The following is a 16,715-nucleotide window of genomic DNA, read 5'->3' on the forward strand; positions in this document are numbered from 1 at the left end:
GGCGCCGGGCTGGCCGCCCCGCCCACCGGTGCCCGGTCGACCCGCCGCCGCACCGGCGGCCGTCCCGCCACCCGGTACGGGCTACCGGCCACCGTTCGCCCCGCACGGCCCGTACGCCGGGTCAGGCCCGCCCCCGCCCGCGCCCCGGGTCAAGCCGCCGAAGAAGCCGAAGGAACGCTCGGCACTGGGTGCCGCGACCTTCTCACTGATCTTCCTGGTCCTCGGCGTGGTGGCCATCCTGGACCTGCTGGACGTCTTCCCGATCGGCGCGGCCGGCTACTTCGCGGCGGTGCTCGCCACCATCGGGCTCGGCCTGCTGGTGGGCACCTGGTTCGGGCGGGCCCGCTGGCTGATCGCCCTCGGTCTGGTCGCCGCCGCCGCGCTCGCCGTCGCCACCGTCGCCGAGTCCTACGACCGGGTCCGGGGCGTCGACGGGGCGGTCACCTGGGCACCCACCAGTTACCGGGAGCTGGCCGACCGCTACGAGAACAGCTTCGGCGACACCACCCTGGACCTGCGCGCGGTGGACTTCGACAAGCGGGACACCGACCTCACCGTGGTGGTCAACTTCGGGGAGGCCACCATCGTGGTCCCGCCGAACGTGGACGTCACCGTGGTGACCAACGTCAAGGCCGGGGAGGCGACCGTGTTCGGGCGACGTAGCGCCGGATTCGAGGGACAGGCACGGCAGGTCACCGACCTGGGCCCGGACGGGGCCGGCGGCGGCACGCTGCGGCTCACCGTCCAGGTCAACGCCGGCAACCTGGAGGTGACCCGGTGAAGGCCCACCGCACCGACCTGGTGTCGTTCGTCTTCGGGCTGCTCTTCGTCGGCCTCGCCCTCTGGTGGCTGCTGGCCCAGATCCTCGGGTTGGCCCTGCCGGCGGTGGGCTGGTTCCTGGCCGGCGCGCTGGTGCTGATCGGGCTGCTCGGCCTGGTCGGCGCGGTCCGGTCGGCGCGGACCACCGACGCCGGGTCCCCGGCCGACGGCAGCGCCGCGACCCCCACCCCGGCCCCGGCCGACCCGGCGGGCCGGCCGGTGAGTGGGCAGGTCAGCGGCCCGACGGGCAGCCCCGTGGGCGGTTCTTCGGGTGGGTCCGACGAACGGGTCGGCTGGCGGGACACCGCCGAACTGCACCTCGGTGACCCGGCGGACGAGCCGGGACGGCCGGACGCGGTGGACCGCCTGCCCGGGCAGGACGAGCCGGCCCGGGTCGACGACGGGGACACTCGGCGGTGGCCGGCCGACGACCCGGTCACCGGTCCACCCGGCACCCCACCACTGCCGCCGAGCTGACCGCGCCGGTGCGGGCGGCCTCCGCCGGCTCGTATGCTGGCCGGGGAGATCCCGCCTCAGTCGGCCGAGCCCCGCCGGTGGCCGCGCGCCGGGCGGCCCGGCACCGGCCCGGGTGCGCCTCGTCCGGGCACCCGAGGCGGTCCCGCCGCGACGTCCGTCTACCCCGTCAGGAGCCCGCCCGACATGACCCAGTCCCCCGCCGTGCGCCCCTCCGGTCCGCCCGGTCCGGTCCGCATCGGCGAGCGTGCCGCCCGTACCCTCGTCGCCGAACTCGCCCGACGCAACGACCCGAAGGCCGCCCTGCTGGTGGGTGCGGCCCCGGGGACCGCGGTCCTCGCCGCGGCGATCGACGCGCTGCTGCCGGGCGACACGCTGACCGTCGTGCCGGGCCCGACGACCGACGCCGCCACGCTGCGCGACCACGTGACGGCCCAGGGCCGCTGGGTGGCCGACCGGGTACGGGTGGTCGACTCGCTGGCCGAGGCGGACGCCGCCGAGCTGGTCATCGCCGCCGAGCCGTTCACCGGCACCGGTGAGGAGGCCCGCGACGCCGTCGACGGCCTCACCAAGTACCTGACCGACGGCGCGGTGCTCAGCGTCGCCGCGCCGGTGTTCCGTACCGGGGGGGCCGCCGCCGAGCTGGACCGGCACGGCGTGCTGCACGGTGTGCGTTCCGACCTGGTGCTGCGCAACTCCCCGCCGGTACGGGTGCACCACCTGCGGTTCACCCCCGCCGGTGCCGCGTCGGCCGCCCGGCTCGCCCCGGCGTACCGGCCGTCGAGTGTGCCGCTGACCCGGGGCATGCACATCGACTCGAACGGGGTCGCCGCGGCCGGTATCGCGCTCGGCCTGGCCGCCGTCGCCCGGGTCGCCCGGCCGAAGTCGAAGCTGTGGCTGGTGCCGGCGCTCGCCGCCGCCCCGGTGGCCGCGTTCTTCCGGGACCCGCAGCGGGACGTGCCGGAGGACCCGTCCGCGGTGGTCGCCGCCGCCGACGGTCAGGTGCTGTCGGTGCAACGGCTGTACGACGAGCGGTTCGGCGACGGCGAGTGGCTGCGGATCGCGGTCTTCCTGTCGGTGCTGGACGTGCACGTCAACCGCTCGCCGGTGGCCGGCAAGGTGGTCGACTACTTCGTCGCCGACGGCGGCTTCGTCAACGCGATGAAGCCGGACGCGGAGCACAACGTCGCCGCGTACACGGTGCTGGACACCGAACACGGCACGGTGGTGGTGGCGCAGCGGACCGGGTTGATCGCCCGCCGGATCGTGCAGCGGGCTCCGGTGGGGGCGCTGCTGGCCCGGGGGGAGCGGTTCGGGCTGATCCGTTTCGGCTCCCGTACCGACGTCTACCTGCCGGCCGACGCCGCCACGCCGCTGGTCGGCCCCGGCGACAAGGTGGTCGGCGGTTCCTCGGTCATCGCCCGCTGGAGCTGAGCAGACCCGGTACCGATGCGAACAGGGGCGCCGCGGTCGCGGCGCCCCTGTCGTTGTCGCTGCGGACGGGTCAGGCGGTACGGCGCTGGTGCAGCCAGAGCAGCGGCCCGCTGACCAGGTAGCCCACCACCACGAGGGCGAAGGTGAGCCGGATGTCGACCAGCGCGCCGACGGCCGGGGCCAGCCACAGCCACGGCGGCAGCTTGACCAGCCGGGCCAGCTTCGCGTACGGGAAGCTGGAGACCATCGCGAAGGCGAGCAGCGCCACCCCGCCGATCTGCACGGTCGCCGGCAGCGGCAGCCCGATGGCCACGCCGAGCGCGAGCACCGCCGCCGCCATCGTGGTCGGTACGCCGCAGAAGAACCGGCCGTCCTTCGGCGAGACGTTGAACCGGGCGAGCCGGATCGCGGCGCACGACGCGACCAGGGCCGCGGCGACCGCTGCGGCGCCGGTGGGGGCCGATCCGGCCAGCGAGGCGTAGACCACCACCGGGGCGGCCAGGCCGAACGAGCACATGTCGGCAAGCGAGTCCATCTGGGCCCCGAACGGGCTGGCCACGCCGAACTTGCGGGCGAGCGCGCCGTCGAGGCCGTCGAACGCGACGCAGGCGATCAGCAGCAGGGCCGCGATCCGGGTCTGGCCGTTCATGGCGACGAAGATGGCGTTGATGCCGAGCACCAGGCTGGCCAGGGTGCAGGCGTTGACCAGCGCGAACTTCATCCGCCGGGCGGGGGTACGCGCGCCGGGGAGCAGCGGGATCGCCATCGCGGGCGACTCGTCGACTCCGGCGGTGGGGCCCAGGACCGGGCTGACCGGGGCGACCGCCTCGATCTCGGCGCGGTCGAGGGTGATACCGCGACGGTCGAAGCCGTACCGGCGGTGCTGGCGGTCGACGCGGTGCTCGGGAAGGACCAGATCGGTGCCGCTGATCTGGTCACCGTCCCGGCGACCCACCCGGACCAGCAGTACCTGGCGGGCGAATGTGCTGCTGCGGCGCAACCGGCCCGCCCAGCGACGCCCTGCGGGGCGCGGACTGTCAGTCGTACGACGCCGGCGCCATGGGGCTCTCGGCACGTTTCCTCCATCACCGGATCGGCTGGCCGCCCGTGCGGGCGGGTGTCCGGCTGTCTCGTGCCGGACCGCTCTTGGCCCGGCAGCCGTTCAAGCGGAGTACACCATTGCACAGCGGCGTGGTGGTTGGCGATAGCTGCCGGCGGTACTTATAACCTCGTTAACCGCGCAAACCGCTGTCTTGTTCCCATCTCGGACTTCTGGGTCCGTTTTTCGGACTTCATCGCCCGTTTTCTTCGCCAACCGCACGGCCGACTTTACCGGAGCACCACCCGGTCGGCTCGTCGAGCGTCCGTCAGCCGACCGCCCACCGGGTGGCGATCACCGCGACGTCGGTCATATCCAAGGCACTGAGCTGGGAATACGTGAACCAGGCAGCGTCAGCAGTCGATCCACCGGCCTGTTCGGTCACCACCGGCCCGGTCGGCTCGTCGACCAGCACCCGGTAGATCACCCGTACGCCGTGCCAGTCCAACGGCCGCCCCTCGGGACCCACCGCGCCCGGATTGTGCAGATTATCGGCCAGAATCAGCCGGTCGACCCGGCCCCGCTGACCCGATTCCTCCACCAGTTCCCGTAACAGACCGTCGACCGGCTGCTCACCGTGATCGGTCCCGCCGCCGGGCAGGTGCCAGAGGCCGGCACCCGGATAGCCGGGCGCGATCATCGTGAGCAGCACCCGCCCGTCGGGATCGGTGACCAGCCCGTACGCGGCGAACCGCTGCCGCCGGTCGGCCGACCCCACCGCCGCCGGCCCGACCGGCACACCGGGTGGCGGGCCGGCGGGAGGCGGCGGGACGGGCAGGCCGAGCAGGTCGGCGGTGAACGACGCCAGCGGCAGCGTCGCCGCCTCCTGCGGGGTGCACCAGGCCAGCTCACCGGGGCCGTCGCCACCGCCGACCCCCGGCGGTGGCGTTCCCCCGGCCACCGGCCGGTCGCCCGGGACCGTGACGTCGAACACCAACCGGTCGGTGTGCACCGGCCCGGCGGCGTCCGCCGGGTCCACGGCGGTCAGGTCGGCGACGGCGGCGCGTATCCCGGCGACCGCCACGGCCAGCCCGGTCTGCCCGGCGCACTCGCGGACCACGGTGTCGGCCGGATGCTCCGCGTGCCGCACGGCGCCCCCGGGCAGCCGCCAGAGCCCCGCCGCCGGATCGGACGCCGCCCCGCCGGTGCTGTCGCCGCCCCCGCGCCGTACGCGTACCAGCAGCACCCGGCCCGCTTCGTCCGCACACCAGCCGTACGCCGCGATCCGTCGTCGCTCCTGCACGTCACCCTCCCCCGCCCGCGCGATCCGCCGTCGATCATGAGGCTAGCGGTCGTCCGGGCGGGGCGGGTGCCGTCGTACCGGCCGCCGGTGGTCGCACCGACGGGCCGGCGGGCGGGGCCGGTCAGGCGGTGAGCCGGGCGGCCTGGACGGCCTCGGCGGTGACCTCGGTGAGCCGGTCGGTGGGCAGGGCGCCCAGCTCGTCCCGGGCGAACCAGCGGGCCTCGCAGGTCGAGCCGCCCACGTCGGTGACGGTCGGCGGGGCGGGCTGGTCGACCATCACCCGGTAGAAGGCCCGCACGCCGTGCCAGTCGATCGGGTAGCCCTCCGGGCCGAGCGAGGCGGCGTCGCGGTGGCTGGCCACCCCGAGCAGCTCGACCAGCCGGCCGGTCTGCCCGGTCTCCTCGACCAGTTCCCGGATCAGCGCCGCACCCGGCTGCTCGCCGTAGTCGGTGCCGCCGCCGGGCAGGTGCCAGCAGCCCGCGCCCGGGTAGCCGTCGGAGACCCGGGTGAGCAGCACCCGGCCGTCCGGGTCGGTGGCCACCGCGTACGCGGCGAAGCGCTGCGCCCGGTGCAGCCCGTCCGGGCCGGGCACGGCGTAGAAGGAGGGGAACTCGGGGGCCTCGTCGGGAACCACGTCGGCCGAGGACGCCGGCAGCCCCAGCGCGCGGGCGGTGAAGGCCCGCAGCGGCAACTCCCGCGCCTCGTCGAGGGTGTACCAGCGGGCCAGGTCGGTGGAGCGGTCCACCCGGTCGGTGAGGGTGCCGCCGCGTACCGACACCTGGTAGATCAGGCGGTCGGTGTGGATGGTGATGCCCCGCTCGGGCAGGGCGCGCATGTCGGCCAGGACGTCGGCCAGGCCGGCGACGGCGACCGAGAGGCCCGTCTCGGCGGCGGTCTCCCGGACGACGGTGTGGTTCGGGTCCTCGCCGTGGTCGACCGCCCCACCGGGCAGGGACCATACGCCGGGGGTGCCGGAGCGCTCCGATGCGCGGACCAGCAACACTCGGCCGACTGAATCTGCACAGACTGCATATGCCGCGATCCTGCGGAGCGGCTCCAGCAAGGTGGTCACGGAGCCAAATTCTCCCCGGGTCGCGTTACCGACGCGGAAAAGAGTCGGATTCCTGACTCAGGGCTGGTCACTCAGGGATCGATCAGGGTAGGCATCCGGGCGGTCACCGAGGTCGACGGGGCGTCCGGCGCGGACCGTGGAGACATGACCTCGACGAGCACCCCCCACGCCCCGTACAAGCAACTCCGCAGGCCGACCACCGACCGGATGGTGGCCGGCGTCGCCAGCGGCCTCGGCCGCTACTTCGCCGTCGACCCCACCCTCGTCCGGGTGCTGTTCGCGGTGGCGACCCTGGTCACCGGCGGTGTCGCCGCGCTGGCGTACCCGGTCATGTGGTTCCTGATGCCCGAGGAGCCGGCCGGCGCGCCGGCCTGGCCGCACCCGGCGGCGCAGCCGCAGGCGGCCCCGACCGCCTGGCCGCAGCAGCCGGGCGGGCCGGTGACCGGGCCGCAGCCTCAGCCGCCGGCGACCCCGCCGACGGCCGGCTGAGCCCGGCTCACTCCCACTCGATGGTGCCCGGCGGCTTGCTGGTCACGTCCAGGACCACCCGGTTGACCTCGGCGACCTCGTTGGTGATCCGGGTGGAGATCCGGGCCACCACCTCGTAGGGCAGCCGGGACCAGTCGGCGGTCATCGCGTCCTCGCTGGAGACCGGGCGCAGCACCACGGGATGCCCGTAGCTGCGCCCGTCACCCTGCACCCCGACGCTGCGCACGTCGGCCAGGAGCACCACCGGGAACTGCCAGACGCCCCGGTCCAGGCCGGCGGCGGTCAGCTCCTCCCGGGCGATCAGGTCGGCCTGGCGCAGCAGCGCCAACCGCTCCCGGTCGACCGCGCCGATGATCCGGATGGCCAGCCCCGGCCCCGGGAACGGGTGCCGCCACACCATCGCCTCGGGCAGCCCCAACTGGAGCCCGAGCGCCCGGACCTCGTCCTTGAACAGCGTGCGCAGCGGCTCGACCAGGGCGAACTTCAGATCCTCCGGCAGACCGCCGACGTTGTGGTGGCTCTTGATGTTGGCGGTGCCGGTGCCGCCGCCGGACTCGACCACGTCCGGGTAGAGGGTGCCCTGCACCAGGAACTCGACGTCGCCGTGCGCGGCGACCTCCCGGGCGGCGGCCTCGAAGACCCGGATGAACTCCCGGCCGATGATCTTCCGCTTCTGCTCCGGGTCGGTCACCCCGGCCAGCGCGCCGAGGAACCGCTCGGCCGCGTCGACCACCTTGAGCTTGATGCCGGTGGCCGCCACGTAGTCCTTCTCCACCTGCTCGGCCTCGCCGGCCCGCAGCAGGCCGTGGTCGACGAAGACGCAGGTGAGCTGGTCACCCACCGCCCGGTGCACCAGCGCGGCGGCGACCGCCGAGTCGACCCCGCCGCTCAGGCCGCAGATGACCTCCTTGTCGCCGACCTGGGCCCGGATCCGGGCCACCTGCTCGTCGATGATGTTCTGCGGCGTCCAGGTGGGCTCGATGCCGGCGATGTCGTAGAGGAAGCGGCGGAGCATCTCCTGCCCCTGCGCGGTGTGCCCCACCTCGGGGTGGAACTGCACGCCGGCCCGGCGACCGGCCAGGTCCTCGAAGGCGGCGACCGGGGCGCCGGCCGACTCGGCGGTCACCGTGAAGCCGGCGGGGGCCTCGGTCACCGCGTCGCCGTGGCTCATCCAGACCGGCAGGTCCGCCGGCAGGTCCCGCAGCAGCACCCCCGGATCGAGCAGCCGGGGACGCAGCGGGGTGCCGCCGTACTCCCGGTTGCCGGTCCGGGCGACCGTGCCGCCGAGCGCCTGGGCCATCGCCTGGAAGCCGTAGCAGATGCCGAACACCGGCACGCCCGCGTCGAACAACCCGGCGTCGATCTGCGGGGCGTCCGGGGCGTAGACGCTGGACGGGCCGCCGGACAGGATGATCGCGGCCGGGTCCTTCGCCAGCATCTCGGCGACCGGCATGGAGTGCGGGACGATCTCCGAATAGACCTTCGCCTCGCGCACCCGGCGCGCGATGAGCTGGGCGTACTGGGCTCCGAAGTCCACCACGAGGACGGGGCGAGGCGTGCTCATGTGGGCAAAGCCTACCGACAGTCACACCCGCCCCGGGCACGGGCCGCCCCCGGGCGCGCCGCACCCGGTCAGCGCCGGTCAGCGGCGCAGCGCGCCGGGGGCGTCCGCCGGGACCGCCGGGTGCCGCGGGGGCACCGCCGCCACCCGGGTGTACGCCGACCCGAGCGGCGGCCGGGGGTCCGGTTCGCCCTTGTTCGGCCAGTACGACATCGCCCGCTCCGCCTGCGCGGTGATCGTCAGCGACGGGTTCACCCCGAGGTTCGCCGAGACCGCCGCCCCGTCGACCACGTGCAGCCCCGGGTGGCCGTACACCCGGTGCCAGGGGTCGATCACGCCGTCGGCCGGGGTGCCGCCGATCACCGCTCCGCCGAGGATGTGCGCGGTCATCGGGATGTCGAACGGTTCGGTCAACGCCCCGCCCGGGGTGCCGCCGATCTCCTCGGCGAGCAGCCGGACCGCCCGGTTGCCGGCCGGAATCCAGGTCGGGTGGGGCGCACCGTGCCCGGGGCCGGAGACCAGCCGCCGCCGGCCCAGCGGCCCCCGCTGCCAGCGGGTGGTCAGCGAGTTGTCCGCCGACTGCATCACCAGCGCGATCACCGTCCGCTCGGACCAGTGCCGCACCGAGAGCATCCGGGCGGCCAGCCGGGGCTGCCGCACGATCGCGCCCAGCCAGCGCCGCACCCGGTGCGGTCCGCCGTCGACCAGCAACGACTGGAGCAGCCCCATCGCGTTCGCGCCCCGGCCGTAGCGGACCGGCTCGACGTGGGTCTGCGGGTCGGGATGGAACGAGCTGGTGATCGCCACCCCGTCGGTGAAGTCCAGCCCCCGCTGCCGGGCCTGCCGGCGGCCGACCGACGCGCCGAGGATCGCCTCCGAGTTGGTCCGGGTCAACGCGCCGAGGCGGTCCGACAGGTGGGGCAGCGCGCCGGTCTGTTTCATCGCGTGCAGCAGCCGCTGGGTGCCGAGCGCACCGGCCGCGAAGACCACCTGGTCGGCGTGGAACACCTGGCGACGCCGCCGCAGCCAGGCGCCGGTACGCACGGCGTGCACCAGGTAGCCCCCACCGTCGGCCGGCCGCACGGCGGTGACCGTGGTCAGCGGGTGGACCCGCGCGCCGAGCCGTTCGGCCAGCCACAGGTAGTTCTTGACCAGGGTGTTCTTGGCGCCGTGCCGGCAGCCGGTCATGCACGACCCGCAGTGTGTGCAGCCGGTGCGTTCCGGCCCCGCCCCGCCGAAGTACGGGTCCGCCACCCGCTCGCCGGGGCGGCCGAGGTGCACCCCCACCGGGGTGGGCCCGAAGGTGTGCCCGACCCCCATCCGCTCGGCCACCGTCCGCATCGCCCGGTCCGCGCCCGTGCTCCGGGGGTACGGGGTGACCCCGAGCATCCGTCCGGCCTGGTCGTAGTGGGGGGCGAGTTCGGCCCGCCAGTCGGTGACGTCGCGCCACTGCGGATCGGCGTAGAAGGCGTCCGGTGGCTGGTAGAGGGTGTTCGCGTAGACCAGGGAGCCGCCGCCGACGCCGGCACCGGAGAGCACCAGCACCCCGCCGGCGGCACCCCGGGCGGCCGGGCGGAGCAGGCTGATCCGTTGCAGCCCGTAGCAGCCCAGGCGGGGGGCCCAGAGGAACCGGCGCAGCCGCCAGGAGGTCTGCGGGAACTCGTCGTCGGCGAACCGCCGGCCCGCCTCCAGCACGCCGACGGTGTAGCCCTTCTCGGCCAGCCGCAGCGCGGTGACGCTGCCGCCGAAGCCGGACCCGATGACGAGCACGTCGTACCGCATGACCGCATCATTACCGGCGGGTAGCCATCGCGCCAGTGCCGGATTTCGCGCGATCATGCTGACCGTCGCCGACCGCAACCCGGGGGGCCGGTCGAAGCGTTGTGCAGACGGGGGTGGCGAGCGATGAGTCAGGAAACCGGAACGGGACGACCACGCTGGGTGTGGGGACTGGCCGCCCTGGCCGTGGTCGTCCTGGTGGGGGTGGCCGCCCTGGTGGTGACCCGGGTGGTCCGCGACGACGAGCCACGGCGTACGGCCGGGCCGGCCGCCACGACCGCCGGCCCGACGCCGACGCCGAGCCCCACCCCCAGCCCGACCCCGCCTCCCGGGGCCTCGATCACCGGCCCGCTCAACCTGCTCCTGGTCGGGGTGGACACCCGGGTCAGCGTGCCCGGCTGGGAACCGCACGGCGACGCGGTGCTGATCCTGCACGTGCCGGCCGGGCTGGACCGGGCGTACCTCTTCTCGCTCCCCCGCGACCTGGTGGTCGACATCCCGGCGTTCCCGAAGTCGGGCTACCGGGGCGGCCGGACGAAGCTCACCCACGCGATGAGCTACGGCAGCCGGGTGCCGGGCAAACCCAGGAACCCCAGCGCCGCCCAGGGGTACGAGCTGCTGCGCAGCACGGTCAGCGGCTACACCGGGCTGCGTTTCGACGCCGGTGCGGTGGTCACCTTCAACGGCTTCGACCGGCTGGTCGACACCCTCGGCGGGGTGGACCTCTATGTCGACCAGCGGGTCCCCTCGCTGCACCGCCGGCCGGACGGCAAGTACCGCGACCCGGCCCCGGGCGGCGGCGGGTACACCGGCCCGCAGATGGTCTACGAGAAGGGCGAGCGGCACCTCAACGGCTGGCAGGCGCTGGACTACGCCCGGCAGCGCTACATCGCCGGCGGCGACTACGCCCGGCAGCGCCACCAGCAGCAGCTCCTCCGGGCGCTGGCCGCCAAGATCCTCAACGAGAACCTGGCCCGCGAGCCCGACCGGGTCGAGCAGGTGGTGTCGGCGCTCGGCGACACCCTGGTCTACGCGGGCGGCCCCCGGATCGTCGACCTGGCGTACGCCCTGGGCGGACTGAGCGCCGACCGGATCACCCTGGTCGGGCTGCCCGGCGACGGGGTGGGCAAGGGCAGCAGCTACCGGGGCGAGCAGCTGACCAGCGTCGGCAAGGGATTCCTGCCCGCGCTCAAGGCCGGCAAGGCCGAGAGCTACCTGGACGCCCACCCCGAGCTGCGGGTGAAGAACTGACCGTCGGGGGACGCGCTCAGCGGCGGGTGGGCGGGGCGGGACGCTCGGTGCCGTACAGCCAGGCGGCGAAGAGGTCGTCGAGCTGCTGCCCGCTGACCCGCTCGGCGGTCGCCACGAACTCGGCGGTGGTGGCGTTGCCGTTGCGCTTCTCGGCCGCCCAGGTCTTCAGCAGGCGGAAGAACGCGTCGTCGCCGACCGTCACCCGCAGCGCGTGCACCGCCATCCCGCCCCGCTGGTAGACCGACTCGCTGAACAGGTTCGCCACCCCGGGCGCGGCCGGCGGCACCCGCCAGACCTGGTCGTCGGACGCGGCGTACTGCTGCTCGAAGGCGGCCTGCGCGGTGTCCCGGCCCTCGTGTTCGGCCCAGAGCCACTCGGCGTACGTGGCCAGCCCTTCGTTGAGCCAGATGTCCGCCCAGCGGGCCACCGACACGCTGTCGCCGAACCACTGGTGGGCCAGCTCGTGCGCGACCACCCCGGTGTTCTCGCCGGCCCGGAAGAAGTTGGCCGAGTAGACCGGCCGGCTCTGCGTCTCCAACGCGTACCTGATCCGGGGCTCGTCGACCACCACCCCGCCGTACGCCGCGAACGGGTACGGCCCGAAGACGCTCTCCAGGTAGTCGGCGACCGCCACGGTGCGGGCGATCGACTCGTCGGCGGCCCCCCGGGGCAGGCTGTCGGCGACCGCGCTGAACACCGGCCGGCCCTGGTGCTCGCCGGTGCTGGTGCGGTACTTCCCGATCACCACCGTGCTCAGGTAACTGGCCATCGGGGCGGCCTCCGACCAGCGCCACGTGGTGAAGCCGCCGGCCGCCGGACGCTGTCCCTTCGGCACCCCGTTGGCGACCGCGACCAGCCCCTTCGGCACGGTGATCTCGAAGTCGTAGGCGGCCTTGTCGGAGGGGTGGTCGTTGACCGGGAACCAGGTGCTCGCCGACTCGGGTTGGCCGAGGGCGACCGCGCCGTCGGCGGTGTGCAGCCAGCCGCCCTCGCCGATCGTCTCGTTGCGCAACGGCTCCGGCCGGCCGTCGTAGCCGACCTGGACGGTGAAGGCCGTTCCGGCGCGGACCGGGGCGGCCGGGGTGACCACCAGCTCGGTCCCCTCCCGGGTGTGCCGGGCCGGGGCGCCGTCCACGGTCACCCGGCGCACCGTCAGCCCGGCCAGGTCGAGGTGGAACAGCGGCAGGTCGGCCCCGGCGGTGGCCCGGACGGTGGCGTCACCGCGCAGCTCGTCGCTGGCCGGGTCGTAGCGGACCTTGAGGGTGTACCGCTCGACGTCGTACCCGCTGTTGCCGGCGGTCGGGAAGTACGGGTCGCCGACGCCGGCCGGGCCGGGGGTCACACCCGGGGTCGCCCCCGGGGAAGGGGTCGACCGGGGCGCGTTGCGGGGCTCCGGGTCGGCGGTGCAGCCGGCCAGGGCGAGCGCCCCGGTGACGAGCAGCGCGAGGCCGCGCCGGTTCCGGCTCATGGCCACCTTCGTCCCCCGTTCGCCGCCCCGCCGTGCGCGCAGCCTACCGAGCGGGCCGACCCCGTGTGCGCCGAACGACGGACCGACGGCAGGGCGGGTCGGCGGCCCCACGGCAGGGCCGAACGGCAGACCCGGGCAGGACCGGCCGGCGGGGTCGAACGGCGGACCCGACGGCGAGACGGGCCGCGACGGCCGGCCGGCCCACACCGGGGCCGGCCGGCCGTCGTGCCTGGCGGGTCAGCGGTCGAGGACCAGGCCGACCCGCTGGAACTCCTTCAGGTCGCGGTAGCCGCACTTGGCCATCGCCCGACGCAGCCCACCGAACAGGTTGAGCTGGCCGTCCGGCTCGTCGGCGGGGCCGAACAGCAGCCGCTCCATCGAACCGAGCGGCTCACCGGCCACCTCGAACGCCCCGCGCGGCAGGGACGGGTGGCTGGCCGCCGAGTGCCACCAGGCGCCGCCGGCCGGGGCCTCCTCGCACAGCGACAGCGGTTCGCCGAGCATCACCGCGTCCGCGCCGCAGCCGAGCGCCTTGGCGATGTCGCCGGAGGTCTGGATGTCGCCGTCGGCGATGAGGTGCACGTAGCGTCCACCGGTCTCGTCGAGATAGTCGCGGCGGGCCGCGGCGGCGTCGGCGATCGCGGTGGCCATCGGCACCCGGATGCCGAGCACCGACTCGCTGGTCGACCAGTCGTCACCACCGATGCCGACGATCACCCCGGCGGCGCCGGTGCGCATCAGGTGCAGCGCCGTCTTGTAGTCGGTGCAGCCGCCGACGACCACCGGCAGGTCGAGGTCGGCGATGAACTCCTTGAGGTTCAACGGCTCGTCGGTGGTCGAGACGTGCTCGGCCGAGACGATGGTGCCCTGGATGACCAGGATGTCGACGCCCGCGTCCAGGATCACCGGGGCCAGCGCCAGGGTGTGCTGCGGGGACACCCGCACGGCCACCGTGCTGCCGCCGGCCCGCAGCTCGCGGACCCGCTCGGCGATCAGGTCGGGGCGGATCGGCTCGGCGTAGACCTCCTGGAGCCGCTTGGTGGCGCGGGCGTCCTCGCCCAGCCCGGCCAGCTCCTCCAGCACCTTGGTCGGGTTCTCGTAGCGGGTCCAGAGGCCCTCGACGTTGAGCACGCCCAGGCCGCCGAGCTGCCCGAGCCGGACGGCCGAGGCGGGGCTCATGGTGGCGTCCGACGGGTGACCGACGCAGGGGATGTCGAACTGGTAGGCGTCGAGCTGCCAGCCGGTGGAGACGTCGTCGACGTCCCTGGTCCGCCGGCTGGGCACGATGGCGATGTCGTCCAGGTGGTAGCCGCGCTGCGCGGTCTTGCCCAGCCCGATCTCGACCACGTCACGCATGAGGGACTCCAGGTGGTTTGGGGTGGTGGGTCAGCGGGTGTGGTAGTTGGGGGCCTCGACGGTCATCTGGATGTCGTGCGGGTGGCTCTCCTTGAGCCCGGCCGCCGTGATCCGGATGAGCTGGCCCCGGTGGTGCAGGTCGGGAATGTTCTCCGCGCCGGCGTACCCCATCGCCAGCCGCAGCCCGCCGACGAGCTGGTGGGCCACCCGGGACAGCGGCCCCCGGTAGGGCACCTGGCCCTCCACGCCCTCCGGCACCAGCTTGTCGTCGCTGAGCACGTCCTGCTGGAAGTAGCGGTCCTTGCTGTACGACTTGGCCTGGCCCCGGGACTGCATCGCGCCCAGCGACCCCATCCCCCGGTACGCCTTGAACTGCTTGCCGTTGACGAAGATCAACTCGCCGGGGCTCTCCTCGCAGCCGGCCAGCAGGCTGCCGAGCATCACCGTGTCGGCACCGGCCACCAGGGCCTTGGCGATGTCGCCGGAATACTGGATGCCGCCGTCGCCGATCACCGGGACGCCGGCCGGACGGGCCGCGCGGGCCGCCTCCATGATCGCGGTCACCTGCGGCACCCCGACCCCGGCGACGATCCGGGTGGTGCAGATGGCACCCGGGCCGACGCCCACCTTGACGCCGTCGGCACCGGCGTCGACCAGGGCCTTCGCCCCGGCGTAGGTGGCCACGTTGCCGCCCACGATGTCGATCGTGACGTCGGCCTTGAGCCGGCGGACCATGTCCAGCACGGCCCGCTGGTGGCCGTGCGCGGTGTCCACGATCAGCACGTCGACACCCGCGTCGACCAGGGTCCGGGCCCGCTTGTAGGCGTCCTCGCCGACCCCGATGGCGGCGGCGACCCGCAGCCGGCCGGCGTCGTCCTTGGTCGCGTCCGGGTACTGCTCGCTCTTGGTGAAGTCCTTGACGGTGATCAGCCCGCGCAGCCGCCCCGAGTCGTCCACGATCGGCAGCTTCTCGACCTTGTGCTGGCGCAGCAGCGTGAGCGCGTCGTCCTTGCTCACCCCGACCGGGGCGGTGACCAGCGGCGTCCGGGTCATGATCGCGTGGACCGGGGTGGCCGGGTCGGAGACGAACCGCATGTCCCGGTTGGTGACGATGCCCACGAGCTGACCCTCGCCGTCGACCACCGGTACGCCGGAGATGCGGTAGCGGCCGCACAGCTCGTCGACCTCACGCAGGGTGTCCTCGGGGCTGGCCGTCACCGGGTTGGTGATCATGCCGGACTCGGAGCGCTTGACCAGGTCGACCTGGAGCGCCTGGTCCTCCAGGGACAGGTTGCGGTGCAGCACGCCGATGCCGCCCTGGCGGGCCATCGCGATCGCCATCCGGGCCTCGGTGACGGTGTCCATCGCGCTGGACAGCAGCGGGATGGACAGCTCCACGTTGCGGGTGAGCCGGGTGCGGGTGTTCACCCGACTGGGCACCACGTCCGACTCGCCGGGCTGGAGCAGCACGTCGTCGAAGGTCAGCCCGAGCGGCACCACCCGCGCCGACCCGGCCGGCAGCTCCGGCAGGTGGCCGCCCCACTCGCCGCTGTCGACGCCGGCCGGAAGATCGGTGCCGGCCGGAAGATCGGTGCTGGGCGAATTCTCCACGATTGCTCCCCTGAGCTGCTCGGACGGGATTCAGCGAGGCGGCGCGCGCGGCAACCGGCGCACGCCGGGGTGACGGCGAGTCGTCTCATCGTACCCACTGAGCAGGGCGGCCCTCGCCGGTGACCGGTCGGGGTCGGCGACGCCACAGCGACCGCCGGGGGGCGCGTGCGGCGAGGGTTGGGTCTACGGTGAGGGGGTGCACGACGAGCCCATCGACCCGTTCAACGGCGACCCGGCCGATCCGGCTGCGGGGCTGGACGATCCGGGCGACGACGCCCCGCTCGACCCGCTGACCGAGGTCGAGCGGCAGGACGTGCTGGAAGACCTCGCCGACCTGGAGATCTACCAGGCCCTGCTGTCCCCGATCGGGGTACGCGGGCTGGTCATCGAGTGCGAGGACTGTCGCGAGCCGCACTACTTCGACTGGGACCTGCTCCGGGGCAACCTGCGGCACCTGCTCAGCTCGGGCCGGCCCCGGGTGCACGAGCCGGCCTACGACCCCGACCCGGACCACTACGTCACCTGGGACTACGCCCGGGGCTACGCCGACGGGGTGCACGACACGCTGACCGAGTCCGCAGGCGACGACACCGACCCGGACGACTGACCCAGGGGCGTTCAGGCGACCAGGCCGGCGCGGAAGCCGGCGGCCACCGCGTGCGCCCGGTCCCGGGCGCCGAGCTTGCGGAACAGCCGCCGGGCGTGCGTCTTGACGGTGTCCTCCGAGACGAACAGTTCCCGCCCGATCTCCGCGTTGCTCTTGCCCTCGGCCATGCCCAGCAGCACCTGGAGTTCCCGTTCGGTCAGCCCGACCGAGGTCCGGCCGGCGCGTGCGCCGGAGGTCGGGCGGGGCAACCCGGCGGCCGGGGCCGGCTCGGCCGACGTGCCCTCCTGGTCCCCCTCGACCTCGTCGTCGCCGCGCTGCACGGGCACCACCGACGGCGCACCGGGCGTACCGTCGGCCGGCGTCGGCGACCAGCCCGGCGCGATGATCGCGTTGGCCCGGTCGGCGGTCAACCGGACCACGATCACCTGGTCGGCCGCGCTGGCGAACACCTC

14 protein-coding genes and 1 pseudogene are annotated in these 16,715 nt (G+C 74.3%); 6 read left to right on the plus strand and 9 right to left on the minus strand.

Features of this window, described 5'->3' with window-relative positions:
* From H1A17_RS29850 to H1A17_RS29860, 3 genes and pseudogenes are all read left to right on the plus strand, one after another.
* The coding region (locus tag H1A17_RS29850) for a LiaF domain-containing protein (RefSeq protein ID WP_228544487.1) at positions 1 to 781 on the plus strand (781 nt) is incomplete at its 5' end.
* Positions 778 to 1,023: pseudogene (locus H1A17_RS35715) on the plus strand (hypothetical protein); the annotation flags it as partial. The gene H1A17_RS29850 and the pseudogene H1A17_RS35715, both read left to right, overlap by 4 nt.
* Before the next feature lie 456 nt (positions 1,024 to 1,479).
* Positions 1,480 to 2,727 (plus strand): phosphatidylserine decarboxylase, encoded by a 1,248-nt coding sequence (locus H1A17_RS29860; RefSeq protein ID WP_145921682.1) that lies wholly within the window; start codon positions 1,480 to 1,482, stop codon positions 2,725 to 2,727.
* 70 nt (positions 2,728 to 2,797) lie between these two features.
* On the opposite strand, the gene H1A17_RS29865 is transcribed toward H1A17_RS29860, so the two are convergent.
* The 3 genes from H1A17_RS29865 to H1A17_RS29875 all read right to left on the minus strand — a co-directional run bounded on the left by H1A17_RS29865 (position 2,798) and on the right by H1A17_RS29875 (position 6,141).
* Positions 2,798 to 3,727, minus strand: coding sequence for a phosphatidylcholine/phosphatidylserine synthase (locus H1A17_RS29865; protein ID WP_194823460.1), 930 nt, complete (start codon positions 3,725 to 3,727; stop codon positions 2,798 to 2,800).
* Between the two features lie 367 nt (positions 3,728 to 4,094).
* Positions 4,095 to 5,069: an NUDIX domain-containing protein gene (locus H1A17_RS29870; RefSeq protein WP_145921684.1), complete on the minus strand. Its 975-nt coding sequence runs from the start codon at positions 5,067 to 5,069 to the stop codon at positions 4,095 to 4,097.
* 121 nt (positions 5,070 to 5,190) lie between these two features.
* Positions 5,191 to 6,141 (minus strand): NUDIX hydrolase, encoded by a 951-nt coding sequence (locus tag H1A17_RS29875; protein WP_145921685.1) that lies wholly within the window; start codon positions 6,139 to 6,141, stop codon positions 5,191 to 5,193.
* A 144-nt stretch (positions 6,142 to 6,285) separates the two neighbouring features.
* Here H1A17_RS29875 and H1A17_RS29880 point away from each other — a divergent pair, with 144 nt between their 5' ends.
* Positions 6,286 to 6,630, plus strand: coding sequence for a PspC domain-containing protein (locus H1A17_RS29880; RefSeq protein ID WP_145921686.1), 345 nt, complete (start codon positions 6,286 to 6,288; stop codon positions 6,628 to 6,630).
* Positions 6,631 to 6,637: 7 nt separating this feature from the next.
* On the opposite strand, the gene guaA is transcribed toward H1A17_RS29880, so the two are convergent.
* Both guaA and H1A17_RS29890 read right to left on the minus strand, forming a co-directional pair.
* On the minus strand, positions 6,638 to 8,194 hold the full coding sequence (guaA, locus tag H1A17_RS29885; RefSeq protein ID WP_145921687.1) for a glutamine-hydrolyzing GMP synthase: 1,557 nt from the start codon (positions 8,192 to 8,194) through the stop codon (positions 6,638 to 6,640).
* Between the two features lie 78 nt (positions 8,195 to 8,272).
* Complete coding sequence (locus tag H1A17_RS29890; protein ID WP_145921688.1) at positions 8,273 to 9,973, minus strand: FAD-dependent oxidoreductase; 1,701 nt, start codon at positions 9,971 to 9,973, stop codon at positions 8,273 to 8,275.
* Positions 9,974 to 10,096: 123 nt separating this feature from the next.
* Here H1A17_RS29890 and H1A17_RS29895 point away from each other — a divergent pair, with 123 nt between their 5' ends.
* Positions 10,097 to 11,221: an LCP family protein gene (locus tag H1A17_RS29895; RefSeq protein ID WP_145921689.1), complete on the plus strand. Its 1,125-nt coding sequence runs from the start codon at positions 10,097 to 10,099 to the stop codon at positions 11,219 to 11,221.
* Positions 11,222 to 11,237: 16 nt separating this feature from the next.
* Here the strand turns inward: H1A17_RS29895 and H1A17_RS29900 are convergent, their stop codons facing one another.
* The 3 genes from H1A17_RS29900 to guaB form a co-directional block, all read right to left on the minus strand.
* Positions 11,238 to 12,689, minus strand: coding sequence for a M1 family metallopeptidase (locus H1A17_RS29900; RefSeq protein WP_145921690.1), 1,452 nt, complete (start codon positions 12,687 to 12,689; stop codon positions 11,238 to 11,240).
* Positions 12,690 to 12,926: 237 nt separating this feature from the next.
* Positions 12,927 to 14,045 carry a GuaB3 family IMP dehydrogenase-related protein gene (locus H1A17_RS29905; protein ID WP_088645785.1) on the minus strand — a complete coding sequence of 373 codons (1,119 nt, stop codon included), beginning with the start codon at positions 14,043 to 14,045 and terminating at the stop codon, positions 12,927 to 12,929.
* Between the two features lie 30 nt (positions 14,046 to 14,075).
* Positions 14,076 to 15,656, minus strand: coding sequence for an IMP dehydrogenase (gene guaB / locus H1A17_RS29910; protein ID WP_145921691.1), 1,581 nt, complete (start codon positions 15,654 to 15,656; stop codon positions 14,076 to 14,078).
* A gap of 196 nt (positions 15,657 to 15,852) precedes the next feature.
* Here guaB and H1A17_RS29915 point away from each other — a divergent pair, with 196 nt between their 5' ends.
* Positions 15,853 to 16,263, plus strand: a complete 411-nt coding sequence (locus tag H1A17_RS29915) for a DUF5319 domain-containing protein (RefSeq protein WP_145921692.1) — start codon at positions 15,853 to 15,855, stop codon at positions 16,261 to 16,263.
* A gap of 11 nt (positions 16,264 to 16,274) precedes the next feature.
* Here H1A17_RS29915 and H1A17_RS29920 read toward each other — a convergent pair.
* Positions 16,275 to 16,715 (minus strand): helix-turn-helix transcriptional regulator (locus H1A17_RS29920; RefSeq protein WP_228544488.1); only part of this gene is annotated, 441 nt, incomplete at its 5' end.

It is taken from the genome of Micromonospora sp. S-DT3-3-22 (assembly GCF_015354745.1).
Classification (GTDB): Bacteria; Actinomycetota; Actinomycetes; order Mycobacteriales; family Micromonosporaceae; genus Micromonospora; species Micromonospora wenchangensis.

Excerpts from the sequence above, each read along its gene's own strand:
- H1A17_RS29860 (WP_145921682.1), top strand. The coding sequence starts at position 1,480 with ATGACCCAGTCCCCCGCCGTGCGCCCCTCCGGTCCGCCCGGTCCGGTC.
- H1A17_RS29880 (WP_145921686.1), top strand. The coding sequence starts at position 6,286 with ATGACCTCGACGAGCACCCCCCACGCCCCGTACAAGCAACTCCGCAGG.
- guaA (WP_145921687.1), bottom strand. The coding sequence starts at position 8,194 with ATGAGCACGCCTCGCCCCGTCCTCGTGGTGGACTTCGGAGCCCAGTAC.
- H1A17_RS29890 (WP_145921688.1), bottom strand. The coding sequence starts at position 9,973 with ATGCGGTACGACGTGCTCGTCATCGGGTCCGGCTTCGGCGGCAGCGTC.
- H1A17_RS29895 (WP_145921689.1), top strand. The coding sequence starts at position 10,097 with ATGAGTCAGGAAACCGGAACGGGACGACCACGCTGGGTGTGGGGACTG.
- H1A17_RS29900 (WP_145921690.1), bottom strand. The coding sequence starts at position 12,689 with ATGAGCCGGAACCGGCGCGGCCTCGCGCTGCTCGTCACCGGGGCGCTC.
- H1A17_RS29905 (WP_088645785.1), bottom strand. The coding sequence starts at position 14,045 with ATGCGTGACGTGGTCGAGATCGGGCTGGGCAAGACCGCGCAGCGCGGC.